This window comes from Embleya sp. NPDC025285, assembly GCF_055558835.1.
In genome coordinates this window covers 1-1,900 of the sequence record NZ_JBVHLU010000276.1, presented here as the reverse complement: position 1 = coordinate 1,900, position 1,900 = coordinate 1, and the positions used below count along the sequence as shown (strand labels likewise).

2 protein-coding genes are annotated in these 1,900 nt (G+C 56.4%); both read left to right on the top strand.

The window, feature by feature from the left end:
* A partial coding sequence (locus ACZ4FV_RS52175; RefSeq protein ID WP_465328503.1) for a hypothetical protein occupies positions 1–930 on the top strand: 930 nt, incomplete at its 5' end.
* Positions 931–984: 54 nt separating this feature from the next.
* Positions 985–1,512: a hypothetical protein gene (locus ACZ4FV_RS52170; protein ID WP_009684360.1), complete on the top strand. Its 528-nt coding sequence runs from the start codon at positions 985–987 to the stop codon at positions 1,510–1,512.
* The last annotated feature ends 388 nt before the right edge of the window (positions 1,513–1,900 follow it).

Below are 1,900 nucleotides of genomic sequence, written 5' to 3'. Positions count from 1 at the left end.
ACAGTGATGGCAAAACAAGTTGAGATGCCGCTCGATAGCTTCGAACGCGACCTGGTTCAGGGCAGCACGAAGAAGGCTATGTCGGGATCGAAAAGCCGTGATCTCTGGCAGGTGGATCCCCGCGAACTGAAGTTCATGTCGGGCTTTAATGCGCGCACTCCGCGCCCTGGTCTGGAAGCGCATATCCGGGCACTGGCGGACTCGATGAAGTCCGAAGGCTACTACATGGACAAACCCATCGCGGTGTACATCGCTCGCGAAGGTGATCAGGAGGTCAAGTACGTCTCCGATGGCCACTGCCGGACCAAGGCCGTGCTTCTGGCTATTCAAGAAGGCGCCGAGATCGAAACGATTCCTGCGGTACCGGAAGAGCGCGGCGTCTCCCTGGAGGACCTGACCGTAAAGCTGTACCGCAGCAACACCGGTTTGCCCCTGACGCCTTACGAAACGGGCCTGGTTTGCAAACGCCTGATTCGCTACGGCCTAGAGCTCGAAGTCGTCGCCGATCGGATGGGCCTCGGTACTGCCTATGTCGATGGCCTGCTGATGCTCGTAGGGGGACCGAAATCTATTCGTGATGCCGTTATCGACGACCGGATCTCGGCCACTGAAGCGGTCAAGCTGCTGAAGACGCATGGCGACAAGGCCGTCGAGGTTCTTGAGCAGATGCTTGCTGCAGCACAGGCCCAGGGCCGGAACAAAGCGACTGCGAAGCACGCGCCTGGCGCAGCAATCAAGCGAGTGGTGAAGAAGCACTCTGACTCGCTCTACCAGGCTGCTAAGACCGTTCGCCAGGATCCTGGCTATACCTCCCTGGCTGTCGAGACTCGGCTGCTGCTCGATGAGCTGCTGCGTACCCTCGACAGGGCTGAAAAAGATCTGGCGACTGAGGACTCCGACGCGCCTGAAGAGGAACGACAGCAAGCTTAGGTGCTCGCTGTTTTCACCGTGAAAACTGAAAAACCAACCCAAGGATAACAAGCGATGAAGCGCTTCCTGATTGTTGCTGTAATGTTTCCCATGCTGGCCACTTCGGCTCTGGCGGAATCCGGGTCGAACATCTTTCTGAGCGGTAAGGTGTTCAAAGGGGACGAGGTTGTCGCTTCGTTTGCCGCACCGACTCTTCTGGGGAATACCCTTCCCGTTAAAGACCAGGTCCTCCACAGCTATATCGAAAAAGCTGTAAGCGACGGCAAAAAAACGACGCTGATTCCGGGCAAGCTTGTTACGGGCCTCGATATGTCGATGACTCCGACAGCTGTTGTTGGTGAAAACGTGATCGTCGCCGTAAAAGGCTCGCTGGCTGTGCTGGAGGGGTTCGACAAGGCGCCCCTGGCTGGTACTAATCTGGCGATTGATTTGCCGAAGATGAGCCGAAACGAGTTCAGTCAGTCGTTCGAAATCAAAAAGGGACAGCCCCTGGAGTTCGGTTTCGGAGGGTGCACTCTGGTCGACGGTAATCCGACCAATTGCAGCCATAAGCTGATTCTTGATGCTTCTGCAAACAACTGATTCTGCTAGTGGCCTGGCTTTGCCAGGCCACTGTTTGAGATCGCGAGGAAAATACTCAGATGGCAAACAAAAGAAAAACCCCAGCGCAACTGCAGTCCCAGTGCGACGCTTGGAACAAACTGCACGGGCTCGGCACGCTAATCGCCTACGAGGACATCCGCGGTGAAGGGGAGACGCATCGGGGCAAGTCCACCACCGAGGCGCAAGTGCTTGGTGGCCACTCGGCAGTCATTTGGCTGGAAGGGAAGAGTGGTTGCGTTAGCCTCGATCATTGCATGGCTCTGGCGTCGTAAGAGACACACATGATGAAGAACATAGTTTTCTCACTCGCTCTGCTTGGGGCTCTGACGGAGACTGGCCCGGCCTTTGCCGAAAGTAAGTCACTACC

Bases quoted from the DNA above. Each gene is read 5' to 3' on its own strand.
- ACZ4FV_RS52170 (WP_009684360.1), top strand. From the start codon at position 985: ATGAAGCGCTTCCTGATTGTTGCTGTAATGTTTCCCATGCTGGCCACT.